The organism is Salinifilum ghardaiensis, from assembly GCF_054491345.1.
In genome coordinates this window covers 1,696,818-1,715,555 of record NZ_CM137101.1, presented here as the reverse complement: position 1 = coordinate 1,715,555, position 18,738 = coordinate 1,696,818, and the positions used below count along the sequence as shown (strand labels likewise).

16 protein-coding genes are annotated in these 18,738 nt (G+C 71.8%); 12 read left to right on the top strand and 4 right to left on the bottom strand.

Annotated elements, in window-relative coordinates; genetic code table 11:
- Positions 1-55 precede the first annotated feature (55 nt).
- The 6 genes from ACVGV0_RS07790 to ACVGV0_RS07765 all read left to right on the top strand — a co-directional run bounded on the left by ACVGV0_RS07790 (position 56) and on the right by ACVGV0_RS07765 (position 6,035).
- A complete protein-coding gene (locus ACVGV0_RS07790; RefSeq protein ID WP_459159184.1) occupies positions 56-982 on the top strand; it encodes a LysR family transcriptional regulator in 927 nt (308 codons plus the stop codon).
- 173 nt (positions 983-1,155) lie between these two features.
- On the top strand, positions 1,156-2,361 hold the full coding sequence (locus ACVGV0_RS07785) for a CaiB/BaiF CoA transferase family protein (RefSeq protein ID WP_459159183.1): 1,206 nt from the start codon (positions 1,156-1,158) through the stop codon (positions 2,359-2,361).
- Positions 2,361-3,134, top strand: a complete 774-nt coding sequence (locus ACVGV0_RS07780) for a crotonase/enoyl-CoA hydratase family protein (RefSeq protein WP_459159182.1) — start codon at positions 2,361-2,363, stop codon at positions 3,132-3,134. Before ACVGV0_RS07785 ends, ACVGV0_RS07780 begins: the two co-directional genes overlap by 1 nt.
- Positions 3,131-3,865, top strand: coding sequence for an acetoacetate decarboxylase (locus tag ACVGV0_RS07775; RefSeq protein ID WP_459159181.1), 735 nt, complete (start codon positions 3,131-3,133; stop codon positions 3,863-3,865). The genes ACVGV0_RS07780 and ACVGV0_RS07775 overlap by 4 nt, the downstream gene beginning before the upstream one ends.
- Before the next feature lie 13 nt (positions 3,866-3,878).
- Complete coding sequence (locus tag ACVGV0_RS07770; RefSeq protein ID WP_459159180.1) at positions 3,879-4,835, top strand: 3-hydroxyacyl-CoA dehydrogenase NAD-binding domain-containing protein; 957 nt, start codon at positions 3,879-3,881, stop codon at positions 4,833-4,835.
- 15 nt (positions 4,836-4,850) lie between these two features.
- Complete coding sequence (locus ACVGV0_RS07765) at positions 4,851-6,035, top strand: acyl-CoA dehydrogenase family protein (RefSeq protein WP_459159179.1); 1,185 nt, start codon at positions 4,851-4,853, stop codon at positions 6,033-6,035.
- A 276-nt stretch (positions 6,036-6,311) separates the two neighbouring features.
- On the opposite strand, the gene ACVGV0_RS07760 is transcribed toward ACVGV0_RS07765, so the two are convergent.
- Positions 6,312-6,752 carry a VOC family protein gene (locus tag ACVGV0_RS07760; RefSeq protein WP_459159178.1) on the bottom strand — a complete coding sequence of 147 codons (441 nt, stop codon included), beginning with the start codon at positions 6,750-6,752 and terminating at the stop codon, positions 6,312-6,314.
- A gap of 93 nt (positions 6,753-6,845) precedes the next feature.
- Positions 6,846-9,005 carry an excinuclease ABC subunit UvrB gene (uvrB, locus tag ACVGV0_RS07755; RefSeq protein WP_459159177.1) on the bottom strand — a complete coding sequence of 720 codons (2,160 nt, stop codon included), beginning with the start codon at positions 9,003-9,005 and terminating at the stop codon, positions 6,846-6,848.
- A 229-nt stretch (positions 9,006-9,234) separates the two neighbouring features.
- Between uvrB and ACVGV0_RS07750 the strand changes: the two genes are divergently transcribed.
- A complete protein-coding gene (locus ACVGV0_RS07750; protein WP_459159176.1) occupies positions 9,235-9,831 on the top strand; it encodes a DUF402 domain-containing protein in 597 nt (198 codons plus the stop codon).
- Between the two features lie 106 nt (positions 9,832-9,937).
- A complete protein-coding gene (locus ACVGV0_RS07745; protein ID WP_459159175.1) occupies positions 9,938-10,495 on the top strand; it encodes a hypothetical protein in 558 nt (185 codons plus the stop codon).
- 100 nt (positions 10,496-10,595) lie between these two features.
- Here the strand turns inward: ACVGV0_RS07745 and coaE are convergent, their stop codons facing one another.
- Both coaE and rpsA read right to left on the bottom strand, forming a co-directional pair.
- The gene (gene coaE / locus ACVGV0_RS07740; RefSeq protein ID WP_459159953.1) at positions 10,596-11,759 is read right to left on the bottom strand and encodes a dephospho-CoA kinase; all 1,164 of its coding nucleotides are present in this window, start codon (positions 11,757-11,759) and stop codon (positions 10,596-10,598) included.
- 226 nt (positions 11,760-11,985) lie between these two features.
- Positions 11,986-13,536: a 30S ribosomal protein S1 gene (rpsA, locus tag ACVGV0_RS07735; protein ID WP_459159174.1), complete on the bottom strand. Its 1,551-nt coding sequence runs from the start codon at positions 13,534-13,536 to the stop codon at positions 11,986-11,988.
- Between the two features lie 349 nt (positions 13,537-13,885).
- Between rpsA and ACVGV0_RS07730 the strand changes: the two genes are divergently transcribed.
- The 4 genes from ACVGV0_RS07730 to ACVGV0_RS07715 all read left to right on the top strand — a co-directional run bounded on the left by ACVGV0_RS07730 (position 13,886) and on the right by ACVGV0_RS07715 (position 18,553).
- Positions 13,886-14,722, top strand: a complete 837-nt coding sequence (locus ACVGV0_RS07730) for a class I SAM-dependent methyltransferase (RefSeq protein WP_459159173.1) — start codon at positions 13,886-13,888, stop codon at positions 14,720-14,722.
- A 181-nt stretch (positions 14,723-14,903) separates the two neighbouring features.
- Positions 14,904-15,842 carry a GNAT family N-acetyltransferase gene (locus tag ACVGV0_RS07725; RefSeq protein WP_459159172.1) on the top strand — a complete coding sequence of 313 codons (939 nt, stop codon included), beginning with the start codon at positions 14,904-14,906 and terminating at the stop codon, positions 15,840-15,842.
- A 36-nt stretch (positions 15,843-15,878) separates the two neighbouring features.
- Positions 15,879-16,541 (top strand): hypothetical protein, encoded by a 663-nt coding sequence (locus tag ACVGV0_RS07720; RefSeq protein ID WP_459159171.1) that lies wholly within the window; start codon positions 15,879-15,881, stop codon positions 16,539-16,541.
- The gene (locus ACVGV0_RS07715) at positions 16,538-18,553 is read left to right on the top strand and encodes a YhgE/Pip family protein (RefSeq protein ID WP_459159170.1); all 2,016 of its coding nucleotides are present in this window, start codon (positions 16,538-16,540) and stop codon (positions 18,551-18,553) included. The genes ACVGV0_RS07720 and ACVGV0_RS07715 overlap by 4 nt, the downstream gene beginning before the upstream one ends.
- Positions 18,554-18,738 lie beyond the last annotated feature (185 nt).

Sequence of the window (18,738 nt, the reverse complement as noted above, 5' to 3'; positions counted from 1 at the left end):
ACCGCCGCAGGTGATCGGCGTGCCGCGGCGAGCGCGCGGCGTAGGCTCGCCGCCGATGGAGACGTTCCACCTGCGGTACTTCGTCGCGGTCGCGGAGAACCTGAGCTTCTCCCGGGCGGCTCGGCAGCTGCACATGGCCACCTCCCCGCTGAGCCGCCGCGTCCGGGACCTGGAGCACGAGCTGGACGTGACGCTGTTCGACCGGGATCCGCACCACGTGCAGCTGACCGGGGCGGGCAGCGCGCTGCTGCCGCTGGCCAAGGACGTGCTGAGCCGCTTCGACGACCTGCCGTGGCAGCTGCACCAGCAGCTCGGCGCGGTACCGCGCACGGCCTACGCCGGTGTCGCTCCGGGACTGCACCCGCAGCTGCGGGAGGCGTTGCGAACCGCCGAGCGGAGCTGCCCCGCCGGGGTGGAGCTCAAGCGCTGGCCGGGCAGCAGCGCGGACCTGCTCGCGGCGGTGCAGCGCGGCGAGCTCGCCGCGGCCCTGGTGCACCTGCCGGTGCACGCCGAGGGGATCGAGGTGCGGGAGGTGTTCCGGGAACCGCTCGGCGCCGTGGTGCCGGCGGCGGAGTTCGGGGGACGCTCCGCGGTGCGGTTGTCGGAACTCGTCGACCACACCTACGTGCGCCTGCCGGCGGGGATGCAGCCCACGTACTTCGAACAGGTCCAGGTCCGGCTGCAGGCCGCGGGAATTCACCGGAAAATTACCGCCAGCAGCGGCGATTACGGCGCCGTCGGGGAAATCGTCGCGAACGGATCTGCGTTCTCGCTCACTTTCCTCGACCCGAAAAGCGACATGGCCAAGCACCGCGGGGAGAACCTGGCGGTACTGCCGTTCGAGGACTTCGACCCGGAACTGACGACAGGTCTGATCTGGCACCGCGACCGCGCGGAGAACAACAGCGGCCTGCGTGAACTGGTAGAACACGTCGAGCGCACCCTGCTCGACGTGCTGGGCGAGCCTCCGCGAGCGGAGTGATCACCCCGGCCGCCGCGACGGGGAACGGCGTGACCGCTGCGGTCGCGCCAGTTTTCGCGAATCGGTTCCGCTGATCGTTTGCCCCTCCTCCTGCGCCCGCCCTAGCCTGAAACCAGAAAGCTAGTTAGCCAGACGAATTTCTCTGGTTCCGGCGCACTCGCACGGAGCGAAGGATGACCGCAACGACTCCCAACCGAACGGATGCGCACGACCCGACCGGCCCGCTCGCCGGAGTGCGCGTCATCGACCTGTCCACCGTCGTCATGGGCCCCTACGCCGCGCAGGTCCTCGGCGACCTCGGCGCCGACGTGGTCAAGATCGAGAACCCCCACGACACCGCCCGGCGCGGGACCGCCGCGCGCACGCCCGGCATGACCCCGCTGCACATGAACGTCAACCGCAACAAGCGCAGCGTCGACCTCAACCTCAAGGACCCCGACGACCGGCAGCGCGCCCTGCAGCTCATCCACGGCGCCGACATCGTCATCACGAACATGCGCATCGCCGCGCTGCAGCGCCTCGGGCTGGACCACGAGAGCCTGGCCGCCGACAACCCGCACCTCATCTACGCGCACGCCCAGGGCTTCCGCCCCGACTCCGAGCGCGCCGAGCTCGCCGCCTACGACGAGACGGTGCAGGCCGCCTCCGGACTGCTGGACATCGCCGAGCGCGCGGGCGACATCGGTTCCCCCGTGGTGCTGCCCAGCATCCTCGCCGACAAGGTCGCCGCACTGACCATCACCTACTCGGTGCTGGCCGCGCTGGTGCACCAGCGCTCCACCGGCCGGGGCCAGCTCGTCGAGGTCCCCATGGCCGACACGCTGCTGTCGTTCAACCTCGTCGAACACCTGCAGGGAAGGACGTTCGAGCCGCCGATCGGCGAGACCGGGTTCACCCTGTCCATGAACCGGGGGCACCGGGCCCGACCCACCAAGGACGGCCTGGTCATGATCATGCCCTACACGCCGAAGAACTGCCGGGACGTCTTCCAGGCCGCCGGACGCCCCGACCTGGCCGAAGACCCCCGCTTCAACGACGACGCCCTCGACAGCAAGCACGACGGCGAGACCATCGCCCAGCTCATCGAAGAGGTCACCCCGAACCTGACCACCGCCGAGTGGATCGAGGTGTGCACGAAGAACAGCGTGCCCGTCGGCCCCGTGCTGCGCCTCGACGAAGCCGACGAGGATCCCTACGTCCGCGACGGCGGGCTGCTCGAGCTCGAGCAGCACCCCACCGAAGGCCCCTACCGCGTGGTCGGCGTCCCGGTGAACTTCTCCGCGACGCCCCCGTCGGTCCGGCGGCACGCCGCGATCCCCGGCACGCACACCGACGAGGTCCTCGCCGAGCTGGACCGCTCCGACGAGGAGGAGAACTGATGTCCACACCGGACACCGCTGTGCACACCGAAAAGCACGGCGCCGCACAGCTGATCACGATCAACCGCCCGGACAGCCGCAACGCGGTCAACTCCGCCGTCGCCAACGGCATCGCCGCCGCGCTCGAAGAGCTGCACGGCGACGAGGACCTGCGCGTCGGTGTGATCACCGGCGCGGGCGGCACGTTCTCGGCCGGGATGGACCTCAAGGCCGCCGCGGCCGGCGAATCCGCCGCGGTCGCCGACGGCGGATTCGCCGGCATCACCGAGGCGCGCAACGACAAGCCGCTCATCGCGGCCGTGGAGGGCTACGCCCTCGGCGGCGGGTTCGAGATCGCGCTGTCCTGCGACCTCATCGTCGCCGCCGACGGCGCCACCTTCGCCCTGCCCGAGGTCAAGCGCGGCCTCATCGCCGGCGGTGGTGGCACCGTGCGGCTGCCGCGGCGCATCCCGCACCACCTGGCGATGGAACTGCTGCTCACCGGTGAGGCCATCCCCGCCCGGCACGCGGCCGAGATCGGCCTGGTCAACCGGGTCGTTCCGGACGGCTCGACCGCGTCCACCGCCCTCGAGCTCGCCGAGCGGATCGGGGCGAACGCCCCGCTGGCGCTGGCGGCGGTGAAGTCCGTGCTGCGCGCCGGGGACGGCGCACCCGAGCACACCGCGCTCACCGCCCAGCGCGAGGCGGTCGAACACCTCCGCAACTCCGCGGACTTCGCCGAAGGAGCACGCGCGTTCGCGGAGAAGCGCGCTCCGGAGTGGAGGGGCCGGTGACGCGCGACGAGGTCCTGCAGGCGGTCACCACACCGCTGACCGCACCCGCCTACCCGCCGGTCCGCCCCCGGTTCACCGACCGGGAGTACCTCAACATCGTCTACCGCACCGATCCGGACGCGCTGCGCGCCGCCGTGCCCGAACCGCTCGAGATCGACGAACCGCTGGTGCGCTTCGAGATCATGAAGATGGGCGATGTCACCGCGTTCGGGCCCTACGTCGAAGCGGGCCAGGCGATCCCGGTGCGCCTCGGCGAGGAGCGCGGCGAGTACCTGCACGCGATGTACCTGGACGACTTCGGCGCCACCGCCTCCGGGCGGGAGGTCAGCGCCTACCCCAAGGCGCTGGGCAGCCCGGCGCTGTACCCCGACCGCGGTGCGCTGGTGGGCACGCTCGACTACGGCGCGGTCCGGGTGGCCACGGCCACCATGGGCTACAAGCACGCGCCGCTGGACCCGGACGAGGCGCAGGCGCAGATCACCACGCCGGCGTTCATGCTCAAGATCGTCCCGGACTACGACGGCTCGCACCGGGTCTGCGAGCTGGTCCGCAGCCAGATCACCGACGTGGCGGTCAAGGAAGCGCACACCGGGCCGGCCCGGCTGGAGTTGCACGAGCACGTGCTCGCTCCGCTGGCCGACCTGCCCGTGCGGCGGGTGGTCTCGGCCAGCCACGTCCTGACCGACCTCACGCTCGCACCGGCCGCCCCCGTGCACGACTACCTCGCTTGAGCGGGAGGATCCGATGTCCCCGCAGAACGATCCGCAGTGGACGGAAGTGGCGGTGGTGGGAGCCGGCACCATCGGACTGTCCTGGGCTGCGCTGTACGCCGCGCGAGGAATGGCGGTGCGCCTGTCCGATCCCCGCGACGACCTGCAGCAGCAGCTCGACGAAGCCCTGCCCCAGCTCGCCGAGGGCCTGCCCGGTATCGAGACCGCGCAGTTGCGCGAACGGATCACCACCACCTCCGAGCTGTCCGAGGCCGTGTCCGGGGTCGACCTGGTGCAGGAGAACGGCCCGGAGCGGCTGCGGACGAAGCGGGAGCTGTTCGCCCAGCTCGTCGAGCTCGCACCGCCCGGGGCCGTGCTCGCCTCCTCCAGCTCCGGCCTGGTCGCCTCCGACATCGCCGCGGAACTGGCGGATCCGGCGGCGAGCCGCGTGCTCATCGCCCACCCGTTCAACCCGCCGCACGTGGTGCCACTGGTGGAGCTCGTCCCCGGAAGCGCGACCGCCGAGTCCACGGTGGCCGCGATGCAGGAGTTCTACGGCCGCATCGGCAAGGCACCGATCCGCGTGCACGGGGAAGTCCCCGGATTCGTCGCCAACCGGCTGCAGAGCAGCATCATGCGCGAGGCGATCTCGCTGGTGCTCGACGGTGTCGTCGACGTCGGTGAGCTCGACGCGGTGATGAAGAACTCGCTCGGCCAGCGCTACGCCACCGTCGGGCCGTTCGAGAGCTTCCACCTCGGCGGCGGCCCCGGCGGCATCCGGCACATGATGGAGCACCTCGGCGCAGGCATGGCCGAGCAGTGGGAGGAACTCGGCCGTCCGGAGATGAACGACGCCGCGGTCGCCGCGATCTCCGAGCAGACGGAGAACGCCTACGGGTCCGGCCCTGAGGAGCACCGGCGCCGCAGCGCCCTGCGCGACCGCAAGCACCTCGCACTCGACGCGGCGCTGCACAGCGCCGCGCAACGCTGAAACCAGGAGGAGACGATGCCCAAGCAGGCCAACACGACCCCGGACTTCTTCGGCTACGCCGAACACCTCGACGAGTCCGAGCGCGCCGAGCTCGCCGAACTGCGCGAGTACCTGGAGCGCGAGATCAAGCCGATCGCCGCGCGCGCCTGGGAGAACGCGCAGTTCCCCTTCGAGGTCGTCGAGAAGTTCGCCCACCTGCAGCTGGCCCGCTACCAGTACCCCGAGTACGGCGACGGCCGCAAGCGCAGTTCGCTGTTCAGCGGGTTCCTCAACCTCGAGCTCAACCGCATCGACCCCTCCCTGGCGGTGTTCTCGGGTGTCCACACCGGACTCGCCATGGGCAGCATCTACGGCGGCGGGGACCAGGAGCAGCGCGACCGGTGGATGCCGGACATGGTCGAGATGAACCGCATCGGCGCCTTCGCCCTGACCGAGCCCGAAGGCGGCTCGGACGTCGCCGGCGGCATGCGCACCACCGCGCGCCGCGAAGGGGACGAGTGGGTGCTCAACGGCGCGAAGCGGTGGATCGGCAACGGCACGTTCGCCGACCTCGTCGTCGTGTGGGCCCACGACGAGGCCGACGGGCAGATCAAGGGCTTCGTCGTGGAGAAGGGCACGCCCGGTTTCAGCGCCAGCAAGATCGAGGGCAAGATCGCCCTGCGCGCTGTGGAGAACGCCGACATCACGCTGGACGACGTGCGCGTGCCGGAGCACAACCGGCTGCAGAACATCAACAGCTTCCGCGACACGGCCAAGGTGCTCGCCTCCACGCGCGGCGGCGTGGCCTGGCAAGCCCTGGGCGTGGCCGTGCGCGCCTACGAGCTGGCTCGCGACTACGCGGTCGGGCGCCAGCAGTTCGGCAAACCCATCGGCTCGTTCCAGATGATCCAGGACCTGCTGGTGAAGATGCTCGGCAACATCACCAGCGTGTTCGGCATCGTCGTCCGGCTCAACGAGCTCACCGAGCAGAACCGCGCCGGGGCCGACCAGGCCGCGCTGGCCAAGGCCGTGGCCACCACGCGGATGCGCGAGGTCGTCGCCTGGGCCCGCGAGCTGTTCGGCGGCAACGGCATCGTCCTCGACTACGAGGTGGCGAAGCTGTTCGCCGACGCCGAGGCGATCTACTCCTTCGAGGGCTCGCGGGAGATGAACACCCTCATCGTCGGCAAGTCCGTGACCGGCCTGAGCGCCTTCGCCTGACACCGGGGGCCGCCGCGTCCCCGCGGCGGCCCCCGGCGACCGCCCCGCGACGGTCCCGTCGGCGCTGCAGCGTTCCCGCGACACGCTTCCGGAGGCACCCGACTCGCCGGGCGCTGTATCAGGTGCGCTCCCCCGAAATCCCCGGTGACCTGCAAATTCCTCTTTTGAACGATTCCAGTGTGCGCAATTTTCATGAAAATTGCGCACACTGGAACGAATCCAATGTGGCTGCGGATCACGCCGACCGGGCAGGCTGCGGAGCTTCGCCCCACCGCATCACTGCACGCAGAACTCGTTGCCCTCGGGATCGGTCATGACGACGCAGTACCCGTGCGGTTGGTCGTTCTCGTAGAGCACCGCGGCGCCCAGCTCCTCCAACGCTGTCACGTGCTCGCTGATGCGAGCCCGCGCCGCGGCGGCGTCGGACGGGGGCGAGCCGCGCCTGCTGATGTTGACGTCGAGGTGCATCCGGTTCTTCGCGCTCTTGCCCTCCGTAACGCGCTGGAAGAACACGCGCGGACCGGCACCGTCCGGGTCGACCACCGCGGAGAAGGCGTCCCACTGCTCCCGGGGCAGACCGAGGTGCTCACCGACCTGCTCCCACGAGGAGAAACCGGGCGGTGGTGGCTCGACCTCGTAGCCGAGCGCCGCCGCCCAGAACCCCGCCAACCGCGCCGGATCGTGCGCGTCGAACGTGACCTGCACCCCGATGCCCACCGCACTCCTCCTGATGACCACCCGTACCGACTGCTCGCGGCGAGGGCTCAGCCGGGAGGGGACCTCCGGCAGAGCCCAGCTGAGCCACGACCGCTACTGGATCCCGGCCTCGTCCATGCCGCGCAGCTCCTTCTTCAGGTCCTCGATCTCGTCGCGCAGCCGCGCGGCCAGCTCGAACTGCAGCTCGCGGGCCGCGTTCATCATCTGGTCGTTGAGCTGCTGGATCAGGTCGGCCAGCTCGGCGCGGGGCATCTGCTTGGGATCGCGGTCGGACACCAGCCCGGAGCTGGTGGCCACGTTCTCCCCGCTGGGCTTCTTCCCGCGCGACTGGTTGCGCCCGGAACCGCCGACCTCGACGCTCTCCTCGGTGTCCTCGGCCTCCTTGTAGACCCGGTCGAGGATGTCGTCGACCTCCTTGCGCAGCGGCTGCGGGTCGATGCCGTGCTCTTCGTTGTAGGCCATCTGCTTGGCGCGCCGCCGGTTGGTCTCGTCGATGGCGTTGCGCATCGAGTCGGTGATCTCGTCGGCGTACATGTGCACCTGGCCGGACACGCTGCGCGCCGCGCGGCCGATCGTCTGGATGAGGCTGGTCTCCGAGCGCAGGAATCCCTCCTTGTCGGCGTCCAGGATGGACACCAGCGAGACCTCCGGCAGGTCCAGCCCCTCGCGCAGCAGGTTGATGCCGACGAGCACGTCGTAGTCGCCGAGCCGCAGCTGCCGCAGCAGCTCCACCCGCCGCAACGTGTCCACCTCCGAGTGCAAGTAGCGCACGCGGATGCCGAGCTCCAGCAGGTAGTCGGTGAGGTCCTCGGCCATCTTCTTCGTCAGCGTGGTCACCAGCACCCGCTCGTCGGCCTCGGCGCGCCGGCGCACCTCGTGCACGAGGTCGTCGATCTGCCCCTCGGTCGGCTTGACCACGACCTCCGGGTCGACCAGGCCGGTCGGGCGGATCACCTGCTCGACGAACTCGCCACCGCTGCGCGCCATCTCGTACGGGCCGGGCGTGGCCGACATGTGCACCGCCTGGCCGATCCGATCGCTGAACTCCTCCCAAGTCAGCGGGCGGTTGTCCATGGCGCTGGGCAGGCGGAAACCGTGCTCGACGAGCGTGCGCTTGCGCGAGGCGTCGCCCTCGTACATGCCGCCGATCTGCGGCACGGTCACGTGCGACTCGTCGATGACGAGCAGGAAGTCCTCCGGGAAGTAGTCCAGCAGCGTCGCCGGCGCGGAGCCCGCCTCGCGGCCGTCGATGTGCCGCGAGTAGTTCTCGATGCCCGAGCAGAACCCGACCTGGCGCATCATCTCCACGTCGTACTGCGTGCGCATGCGCAGCCGCTGCGCCTCGAGCAGCTTGTTCTGCTGCTCGAGCGTGGACAGCCGCTCCTGCAGCTCCTCCTCGATGCCGCGGATGGCCTGCTCCATCCGCTCCGGGCTGGCCACGTAGTGCGTCGCGGGGAAGATGCGCAGGTCGGAGACCTCGCGGACCACGTCGCCGGTGAGCGGGTGCAGGTAGTGCAGCTTCTCCACCTCGTCGCCGAAGAACTCCACGCGCACGGCCAGCTCCTCGTAGGCGGGGATCACCTCGACCGTGTCGCCGCGCACGCGGAACGTGCCGCGCTGGAAGGCCACGTCGTTGCGCTGGTACTGCACGTCCACGAGCGCGCGGAGGAACACGTCGCGGTCGACCTCCGCTCCGGCCTCGAGGAAGATCGACCGGTCGAGGTACGACTGCGGCGTGCCCAGGCCGTAGATGCAGGACACGGAGGAGACGACCACGCAGTCGCGCCGGCTGAGCAGGTTGGACGTGGCCGAGTGCCGCAGCCGCTCCACGTCCTCGTTGACCGAGGAGTCCTTCTCGATGTAGGTGTCGGTCTGCGGGACGTAGGCCTCGGGCTGGTAGTAGTCGTAGTAGCTGACGAAGTACTCGACCGCGTTCTTCGGGAAGAACCCGCGCAGCTCGTTGGCGATCTGCGCGGCCAGGGTCTTGTTCGGTTCGAGCACGAGCGTGGGCCGCTGGACCCGCTCGATCAGCCAGGCCGCCGTCGCGGACTTGCCGGTGCCCGTGGCCCCGAGCAGCACCACGTTGGTCTCCCCGGTGTTGATCCGCCGTTCCAGGTCGTCGATCGCCTGGGGCTGGTCACCGGCGGGCTGGTAGTCGCTGACGACCTCGAAGGTCCCCCCGGACCGCGGGATGTCGCTGACCGGGCGGAACTCGGAGTGCGCCAGTACGGGGTGCTCAGTCGCGAATGCCACGGTTCCCAGCCTACGAGGTCGCACCGACATCGTGCGCCGCGCGGGCTCCCGCACGCCTGCGACACGCCGAGCGGCGGACCCGGTGGCGGCAGCACCTCCCCGTGATTCCGGAACCGGTCGTTTCCCCTCGTCGCACGCCTGCTCCCCAGCGCAGCGGAGCTGCTTACCGGCCCCGCCGCCGGGCGTCAAGGACTGCCCTGCGCAGGGTGCTGCGCCTACAGTTGTTGCCGTGACCACTCAGCGCGCGATCAGCGACCGGCCGGGCCCGGCCGTGCACCCGCCGAAGGTCGAGGTGTTCGACCTGCCCGCCCGGACCAACACCGATCCGAAACGGCAGGTGCGGCGGGTCCACGAGTACCGCCGCACCCCGTTCGGGCTGTACCTGGCCCGTTCCATGCCCGGGCACCCGCGGCTGGCCGGGCTGCGGTCCTGGCTGCTGCCCGATCTCGGGCTGCGGGTGACCCGCTGGTCCTGGCGTCCCGGGCACGAGCGGGACCTGGACTTCTACCTGGACGTGGTCGGCATCGAAACCGGTGAGATCCGGTGGCGCAGCACCGACTACTACCTGGACATCGAGGTCCGCCACCGCAGCGACGCGCAGGTGCTCGACTACGACGAGTTCGTCCTGGCGGTGCAGTCCGGCCTGCTGGACACGGAGACGGCGCAGCGCGCGCTGCACATCGCCTGCACCACGGTCGACGGGCTGGCCCGGTACGACTACGACCTGCCGCGCTGGTTGCAGGACCAGGGCATCGAGCTGTCCTGGCCGGAACAACCCACCGAGGCTTCCGTGTCACGCAAACCGCTGATACCGCCATCACGGTAGTCACGGATGGTGACACGGAATTGAGACCACCGGGCCGCGGAATGGTTATCGGAATGCAGGCTCGACGCCACCCGTACCACGTTCGAGAGCGTTACAGTCGCGTACTGTGACACCGCCGATTTCCCCTGAACTCGTGGAAGTGATCGACGTCCGCGACGCCCGGCGGCGGCACGCCAGCGGCGTCGACAGCCTGCAGCAGTGCCGCGTCGAGCAGTGGGGCTTGGAGGTCGAGTACGACACGCCCCACGCCAGCGAACACGCGGGCGAGCACGTCTGGCTGCTGCCCGAGGCCGGTGTCCGCCTGACCCGCTTCCGCCCGCGGCGGCGCCACTCGCGGCCGAGCGCCAGCCTGCTCACCGCCGCCCACATCGAAGCGGACACCTCCTCGTGGGCCTGCGCCGACCTGCTGCTCGGACTCGAACTGCCGGACCAGCGCCGCCCCCGGATCGTGCGCTCGGAGGAGTTCGGCAGCGCCGTGGCGAGCGGCAGGATCCGGCGGCACGAAGCCGACACCGCCCTGCGCACGATGCATCGCACCCTCACCGAGCTCGGCGCGCACGGCGGCCTGGACGGCTGGCTGGCCGCGCACGGCCTCGACGGGTCCGCAGCGCTGCCCGCTCCCCGCAGGCCGCTGGAGTCGCAGGCGCACCGCGTGCACCGGTGAGCGCCGTGCGGGGTCGGGCGCACCGGTCGCCGCACCCGGCGCACCCGCGGTGTGGGCCGTCCGATCGCTCCGGGTCAGCCGGTCACGTCGGACCAGCCGGTCATTCCGGGGCCGGCACGTCCCGCCCGGTCTCGGCCGTCCACCGTCGGACTTTGACCAAGGTCTCCGCGAACCAGGACTCCTTCGCCGCGGCGTAGCGCTCACCGTCGGCATCGGCGGCGTAGCGCTCGGCCAGCCGGCGCTTCAGCGCCGCGTACTGGGCGCGCTCGTCCGGGAACGCGCGCAGCCACTCCGGCAGCAGCAGCGCGAACCACCACTGCTCCGCGCCCCGAACTGCCACCCGCAGGTGCACCGGGCGCTGCGGGTCCGCGGCCGCGTGCAGGCGCGCGCCCGCGCCGGCCGCACCGACCGGCGGGAAGCCGGCGGCGGCCAAGGGATCGGCGAGCCGTTCGGCCTGCTCCGGCGAGCCCGCGGTCAGCTGCAGGTCGAGCACGTCCCGGGCGGGCAGCTCGCCGACCGGGGTGGAACCGACGTGGTCGACGCGCAGCGCGAGCTCCCCCGCGGCCTTCCGGATGCGGGCCGCCAGGCGCCGGGCCTGCTGCGGCCACGCGGGGTCCGGCTCCACCAGCCGCGGCGGGCCGGGGGCCGCACCGCGGTGCAGCCGCACGTTCCGCTCGAACGGCCGCAGCCGGTGCTCGTGCACCTCGTCGGCGGCGGTCCGGAGCTCCTCGGCGGTGCCCGTGTTGTCCAGCCACACGTCCGCGGCGGCGCGGCGCTGCTCGGTGGTGGCCTGCGCGCGGATGCGGGCCCGCGCGTCCGCGGCGTCCAGGCCGCGCTCGACCAGCCGCTGCACGCGCGTGCCCTCCGGCGCGTCCACGACGACCACGAGGTGGTAGTCCGCTTCGGTTCCGGATTCCACGAGCAGCGGCATGTCGTGCACCACCACGGCGTCGTCCGGGGCCTCGGCCATCCGCTGCCGGGTCAGCTCGCCGATGCGCGGATGGGTGATCGCGTTGAGGTCCGCCCGGGCCTCTTCGTCCCGGAAGGCCCTGGCGGCCAGCGCGGAGCGGTTCAGCGCCCCGCTGTCGTCGAGGACCTCCTCGCCGAACCGCTGCACGAGCGCCGCGAGCCCGTCGGTGCCCGGTGCGACCACCTCCCGGGCGAGCGCATCCGCGTCGATGACCACCGCACCGTGCTCGGCGAGCCGCCGCGCCACCGTCGACTTGCCCGAGCCGATGCCTCCGCTGAGTCCCACGCGCAACACGGCGATCATCCTGCCAGGGGTCGGGCGCACCGCGCGGAGCAGGGCGAGCGACCCAGAGCCGCTGATCCCGCGCCGCGGGCGGACGCGGCCCGTGCTGCGCGCACTCCCCGGAACCCGCCCGAGACGCAACGGGGCCCGTGTCCGAATCGCTCGAACACGGGCCCCGTGCAACCGTGCGGACCGTCAACCCACCGCGATGCGGAGGCTGCCACGACCGCTCAGCGGCTCACGCACCGCCGGAGAGCTTCTCCCGCAGCGCGGCCAGCTGGGCGTCGCTGGCCAGCGAACCGGAGGTGTCCTGCTGCTGGCCGCCACCACTCTGCTGCTGCTCCTCGGAGGCCGAGGAGTAGTCGCCGGAGGCCTGCTCCTCGTCGGCTTCCTCGGAAGCCGCGGCAGCACCGCCGCCGGCGGCCTCGGCGGCCGCCGCCTCGGCGTCGGCCTGGCGGGCCTTGGCCACCTGCGCCATGTGCTTCTCGTAGCGGGTGTAGGCCTCCGAGTACTGGCGCTCCCACTCCTCGCGGGCCTTCTCGTAGCCCGGCTTCCACTCGCCGGCCTCCGGGTCGAAGCCCTCGGGGTAGATGTAGTTGCCCTCGTTGTCGTACTCGGCCTCCATGCCGTACAGGCTCGGGTCGAAGTCCGAGTCCGGCACGAAGCCCTCGTTGGCCTGCTTCAGCGACAGCGAGATGCGGCGGCGCTCCAGGTCGATGTCGATGACCTTGATCATCACCTCGTCGCCGACCTGGACGACCTGCTCCGGGATCTCCACGTGGCGCTCGGCCAGCTCGGAGATGTGCACCAGGCCCTCGATGCCCTCGTCGACGCGGACGAACGCGCCGAACGGCACCAGCTTGGTGACGCGGCCCGGGACGATCTGGCCGATCGCGTGGGTCCGCGCGAACTGCCGCCAGGGGTCCTCCTGCGTGGCCTTCAGCGACAGCGAGACCCGCTCGCGGTCCATGTCCACGTCGAGCACCTCGACGGTGACCTCCTGGCCGACCTCGACGACCTCGCTCGGGTGGTCGATGTGCTTCCAGGAGAGCTCGGAGACGTGCACCAGTCCGTCAACGCCACCGAGGTCCACGAACGCACCGAAGTTGACGATGGAGGACACGACGCCCTTGCGGACCTGGCCCTTCTGCAGCTGGTTGAGGAACTCGCTGCGGACCTCGGACTGGGTCTGCTCCAGCCAGGCGCGGCGGGACAGCACCACGTTGTTGCGGTTCTTGTCCAGCTCGATGATCTTCGCCTCGAGCTCCCGGCCCACGTAGGGCTGCAGGTCGCGCACGCGGCGCATCTCCACCAGCGAGGCGGGGAGGAAGCCGCGCAGGCCGATGTCGAGGATGAGGCCGCCCTTGACGACCTCGATGACGGTGCCGCGCACCGGCTCGTCCTTCTCCTTGAGGTCCTCGATGGTGCCCCAGGCGCGCTCGTACTGCGCGCGCTTCTTGGACAGGATCAGGCGGCCTTCCTTGTCCTCCTTCTGCAGGACAAGGGCTTCGATGAAGTCGCCGACGGCGACGACTTCGGCGGGATCGACGTCGTGCTTGATCGACAGCTCGCGCGAGGGGATGACGCCCTCGGTCTTGTAGCCGATGTCAAGCAGCACCTCGTCGCGGTCGACCTTGACGATGGTGCCCTCCACGATGTCGCCATCGTTGAAGTACTTGATGGTCTGGTCGACGGCGGCGAGGAAGTCCTCCTCCGTCCCGACGTCGTTCACTGCGACCTGAGGGGCCTGGGCGGTTGCAGTCGGGACGGTGGTGGTGTCGGTGGACATCAGGTGGGTTGCTCCGGTACGGATAGGTTGGTCGCTGGTTTACAATTCCTTGCTCTGCGCTGGGCTTTCCGGTGGTGAGCACGGTACGTGCCCACCTCGCGGCGACCAGCAGTGCCGCGGGCCGCAGACCGCGGAGGTGAACCACTGGAGGATTTCCCACCCGGCGGCATCCGATGCGGAAGGAGCCCCAGGGGGATACCGAAAGGACCCGCGAAAGACCCATGGCGCGGCCGGTATAGTACGCGTCCCTCGATCGCCGGGCAAACCGCGGTCCACCCGACCACCAGTGCTTCTGCGCGTCCACGATACTCCACGAGGACCTGGTACCAACAATCGGTGGAGGACATCCGTGCCAGACCCCAGCGAGCGGGCCGCGGAGCGCGCGCTCGGCACCGCCGGCGTGGCCCAACGCACCGCCAGCGCGGCCGAGTCCCGCGCGGCGAACAAGCTGTGGTGGGACGCCGATGCGGACGAGTACCAGGCCGAGCACGGCGAGTTCCTCGGCAGCCGCGACTTCCTCTGGTGCCCGGAGGGCCTCCGCGAGCAGGACGCCGGGCTGCTCGGCGAGATCCGCGGCGAGCGCGTGCTCGAGATCGGGTGCGGCGCGGCCGCGTGCTCGCGCTGGCTGGCCGAGCGGGGGGCGCGTCCGGTGGGGATCGACATCTCCGCGGGCATGCTGCGGCACGCCGCCGCCGGCGCGGTGAGCACGGGCACAGCGGTGCCGCTGGTGCAGGCGAGCGCCGACTGCCTGCCGTTCGCCGCGGACTCCTTCGACGCGGCCTGCTCCGCCTTCGGCGGGGTGCCGTTCGTGGCCGACTCCGGTGCCGTGATGCGCGAGGTGGCCCGGGTGCTGCGCCCGCGCGGTCGCTGGGTGTTCGCCGTGACGCACCCGATGCGGTGGATCTTCCCGGACGACCCCGGACCGGTGGGGCTGACGGCGACGCAGTCCTATTTCGACCGCACGCCCTACGTCGAGGTGGACGCCGAGGACCGGCCGACGTACGTGGAGCACCACCGCACCCTCGGCGACTACGTGCGCCAGCTGCACGAGGCCGAGTTCGACCTGCTCGACCTCGTCGAGCCGGAGTGGCCCGAGGGCCACACCGAGGTGTGGGGGCAGTGGAGCCCGCTGCGCGGGAGGCTGTTCCCGGGCACGGCCATCTTCGTGTGCCGCCGCAAGGCTTAGGCTCGCCCCATCGCCAGCGGGGGCCGCGGCGGCCCGGCGCGGCGGATTCCCGGTGCTGTACAACGAAGCCCTGCCCCGGGCCGCACCACACCGCCGCGGGCGCGGCGGATCCCGCACGACCGTCCGCTCCCCGCACGCGGGAGCCCGGCCCGGTGAACCGCCAGCCGTCGACCGGAAAGGCATGTCGTTGAGCAGTGCGCGCGAGCTGTGGGACGCCCAGTGCCGGCGCTTCGCCGAGCTGGACCGGGCGCTGCCCGACCGCTACCTGCTGCCGGAGGGCGAGCCGCTGCTCGCGCGCACTCCGTCCGGTCGGGACGTGGCGGGCACGCTCACGCGCACCCTCAACGAGCCGGGTTCGTTCCGCAGCCTGTGGCAGGCCCGCGAGGTCTTCGAGCTGTACCCGCTCGTCGGCCGCGCCCCCCGGGAGGGGATGGACACGCTGCTGCGCGCCTGGCGGGAGCGCCTGTCCGAGCGGGAGCACATCGATCCGGATTCGGCCTGCGTCATCGCGTGGCCGTGCCGGGACATCGCCGCGACCAGGGCCTTCCTCGACCACGGGTGCACACCGCTGACGCAGGTGGCGATCCGCGTCACGGACCCCGCACGAGATACGGAACCAAGTGGTACCGTAAAAATGCGTCGGGCCGGCCCCGCCGATCTCGACGCCGTGGTCGACCTCGGACTCACCGAACTCGCCTACGCCGCGCTGGTCGGCGCCTCGGTGTACCGCCCGAACGCTCCGCACCTGAAGCGGGCCGCCGCGCAGATGCGGCTGCGCTCAGCCGACCCCGTCTGGCTCGCGGAGCGGGAGGACGGCACGCCGCTGGGGCTCGCCGAGTGCGGCTGGGTCGACGCCGCCACCTCGCCCGCGGGCAACCGGCTCCGCCCGGGCACCTGGGGCTACGTCAACTGCGTGGCGGTGCGCGAAACAGCCCGGGAGTCCGGCATCGGCCGGGAGCTGATGGCCGCGGCGCACGCGGAGTTCGCCCGCGCCGGGGCCGTCGGCAGCTTCCTGCACTACAACCCAGCCAATCCGCTGTCCTCGGTGTTCTGGCCCCGGCAGGGGTACCGCCCACTGTGGACGATATGGGAGGTGCGCCCGGCTTCCGCGTTGCGGTGACCACGCGCGGCCGGCGCACCCGGGGAAGGAGCCGGCGTGGAAATCGTCGCGGAGGGGGTCGGGGTCGTCGGGGCGCACGGCCCGCTGCTCGCCCCCACCTCGCTGCGCGTCCAGGAGGGGGAGCCGCTGCTGATCGCGGGGGACTCCGCCACCGCGCGCACCGCACTCGCCCTGGCGCTGTCCGGGCGGATCAAACCCGCCCGGGGAACCGTGCGCCTAGACGGGGCGCTCGACGCCCGCGCCCTGCGCCGCCGGGTGGACGTCGTGGACGCCCCCGGGATCACCGCGCCCGAGGAGGCGGTGCCCGTCCGGCAGGTAACCGCCGAAGGCCTCAGCCTCGCCGGCCGCAGGTCCGGGCGCCGGGCCGTCCGCGCCTGGCTCGCCGAGCACGATCTGCACGGGCACGCCGAGGAGCGCTTCGAGAACCTGCCCGGCGCGCACCGCACGCGACTGCTCGCCGAGCTCGCCCGCGCCGGGCGCCGGACCCGGGCGCTCCTCTTCGACGCGCCCGACCGGCACGGCGGCCCGCCCGAGCGCTGGTACGCGCTCGCCCGCGAGATGGCCGGGCGCGGGCTGACCGTCGCGGTGCTGTGCGCCCCGCACTCCGCGGAGAAGCTCGCTGCCCCCACCGCGTTCCTCGGCACCGACAACCGCACCACCACACCGTCCACTTCGGAAACCGGGGAAGGTACCGAATGAGCACGCTGCGCATCGCCGCGACCGAGCTGCGACGGCTGACCTCGGGCAAGCTGCCCACACTCGCCCTCGTGGCGGTCACGCTCGTCCCCCTGCTGTACGGCGCGCTGTACATCTACGCCAACTGGGACCCGTACGGGCGCCTGGACGGCGTGCCCGCCGCCGTCGTCATCAACGACGCCGGCGCGCAGCGCGACGACGGCAGCCGACTGCAAGCCGGGCAGAAGGTCTACGACGAGCTGACCTCCTCCGACGCGTTCAGCTGGGAGAAGACCACCGAGCAGCGGGCGCGCAACGGCGTCGCGCACGGCGACTACTCGTTCGCCCTCGTCGTGCCGCACGACTTCTCCGCGGCGCTGCTCTCCCCCGGCGATTTCGAACCGCGCCGGGCCCAGCTCGGCGTGATCACCAACGACGCCAACAACTACCTCGTCGGCACCATCGCCGATCGCGTCGCCTCCCAGGTGCAGCGCGCCGTCGCCACCGACGCGGGCAGCGAGGCCGCCGAGCAGCTGCTCATGGGCTTCGGCACCGTGCACGACAAGACCGCCCAGGCCGCCGGCGGCGCGGGGCAGCTCGCCGACGGCGCCCACCAGCTCGACGACGGCATCGACCAGGCGCGCCAGGGCTCCGGGGAGCTCTCCAGCGGTGCGCACGAACTGCTCGACGGGCAGCAGCAGCTCGCCGGCGGCGCCGACCAGCTCGCCGACGGCAGCGCCGAGCTGCACACCGGCCTCGGACAGCTGGCCGAGCGCACCTCCTCGCTGCCGCAGCAGACCCAGCAGCTCGCCGAGGGGTCGGAGAAGGTCGCCGAGGGGAACGAGGAGCTCGCCGCGCGCGCCGAGGAGCTCGGCTCCGCGTCGCAGCAGCTCGCCGCGCACACCGACGAGGTGCAGCAGCGCACGGCCGAGACGCTGCGCGAGGCCGGCGTGGACGAGGAGCAGGTCCAGCGCATCATCGCCGACCTCGACGACAACCCCGTGTCCAACGCCAACGACGAGGTGCAGCAGCAGGTCTCCCGGGTCCGCGCGCTCGCCGACGGCTCCCGGCAGGTCGCCGACGGCAACCAGGCCCTCGCCGAGGCCGCCCCGCAGATGACCAGCGCCATCCAGCAGGCCCACCGAGGAGCGGGACGGCTCGCCGACGGGGCGCAGGAACTGCAGCGGGGACAGCACGAGGCGCTGTCCGGAACGCGGGAGCTCGCCTCCGGCGCGGACCAGCTCCACAGCGGCGCCGGTCAGCTGGACGCCGGTTCCGACCGCCTCGTCGACGGATCCGACGAGCTCGCCTCGCAACTGCGCTCCGGCGTCGACGACATCCCCAACCCCGACGCGCGGACCCGAACCGCCACGGCGGACACGATCGGCGACCCGGTCGGCATCGACGAAGCGGCGCAGACCGAGGCGGGCACCTACGGGGCCGGGCTCGCGCCCTACTTCCTCGGGCTGGCGCTGTGGATCGGCGGGTTCGTGCTGTTCCTGCTGATGCGCCCGCTGTCGCAGCGCGCCCTCGCCGCGGGCACCCCCGCCTGGCGGGTCGCGCTCGGCGGCTGGCTGCCGGCGGCGGTCGTCGGCGTGGTGCAGGCGGTGCTGCTGTACGTCGTCGTGGCCCACGGGATCGGGGTCACCCCCGCACACCCCTGGTGGACGCTCGGCTTCCTGCTGCTGACCTCGTTCGCGTTCACCGCGGTGGTGCACGCGCTCAACGCCGCCTTCGGCCCCAAGGGCAAGTTCATCGCGCTGGTGGTCCTCGTGCTGCAGCTGGTCACCGCGGGCGGGACCTTCCCGTGGCAGACCACGCCGGAGGTGCTGCACCCGCTGCACGCGGTGCTGCCGCTGGGCTACGTCGTCGACGCGCTGCGGCAGCTGATCTACGGCGGGGTGCTGGGAGAAGCGGGCACCGCCGCACTCGTGCTCGGCGGGTACCTCGTCGCCGGGCTGCTGCTGAGCACCGTCGCCGCCTGGCGGCAGCGGGTGTGGAGCCCCCAGCGGCTCAAACCCGAGCTGGCCCTGTGAGGCGGCAGCACCGGGCGGGCTCGCGGGCGCGCACGGGCCCCGCCCGGCACGCGCAGCTGAACGCGCGGGATCCGCGCGGAACCGCCTGCGCCCGGGCCGCACGCCCCGCGGAACAGCGCCCGGCGGGACGAAACCGGCCGTGGCCCCGGACGACGTGCAGTCGTTCGTCCGGGACCACGGCCGCC